At 57.7% G+C, this 835-nt stretch carries 1 protein-coding gene; it reads right to left on the bottom strand.

Going from position 1 to position 835, the window contains the following annotated elements:
- The coding region (locus tag DNK49_RS23100) for an IS4 family transposase (RefSeq protein WP_110530415.1) at positions 1 to 835 on the bottom strand (835 nt) is incomplete at both ends.

The raw sequence follows: 835 nt of genomic DNA, 5'->3' as shown, positions 1-835 counted from the left end.
CAGTTCCACATCCCAACGCTGGCGGTAGAGATCAGCCAGTTCAGCGGCGCTATAGCGTGTCGAATCCGTTAGGGTGGTAATCAAGTAATAGCTGGCTGACCGCATTCCCGGCACGTTGATGGTGACCTTGATTTGGCGAAGATCCAGTTGTGCTGGCAACGCCTGCCATTCCTCCTTACTGTAACTCAGGCTCTTGTTCCAGGCCGGTTTCGGCCATTGAATCAGCAAGTCATCCGGCCCCAACACCGCAACGGCCGATGCGGCGGTAACCGGGGTTCGTCGCGCCAGCGTGATTACCGAATCAACGCCGCGTTGCTTGAACTGCCAGACGTCGTAATAACTGCAAAATCCCTTGTCGCCGAGAAAGATGTCGCCGCTATTGAAACTGTCCCACTGTTGGCGCAACAGGGGTAGTTCGGCGTTCTTGTTGTGGCCTAGGCGGTAACTCAGCAAGCCCCCGGTTTGCAGGCAGAAGCAGGCGCAAATTCGTGCCTGTGGGAAGCCGCAGCCGGGTTTCTGGCTGTTTGGTTGAGGCCAGTCTTGTTGATTGGCGGGCGTATCCGCCATGCTGACGCCCGTGCCATCGACCACGACTACACGACGATCTTTCCACCAACGGCTTCGGCCTTGCTGCTGCAACTCGTCGGCGGTGTGCGCCAGGATCTTTTCCAGTTCAACCGGATCAAGTTTGCCGCGTGCCTGGCAATACGCCGATGTTGAGGTTGATGGCACCGGCATTGATCGGGTCGCGGCCAAGGCTTGAACCTTGCGAACCACTTCCTGGCACCCGCCGTCAGCGTCGAGAACTTGCGAGAAAAAAGCCCAGAACGTGTTC

This window comes from Parazoarcus communis SWub3 = DSM 12120, assembly GCF_003226565.1.
Classification (GTDB): domain Bacteria; phylum Pseudomonadota; class Gammaproteobacteria; order Burkholderiales; family Rhodocyclaceae; genus Parazoarcus; species Parazoarcus communis.
Note: the sequence above shows the minus strand (reverse complement) of the source record. Positions and strands in the feature narration are given on the sequence as shown.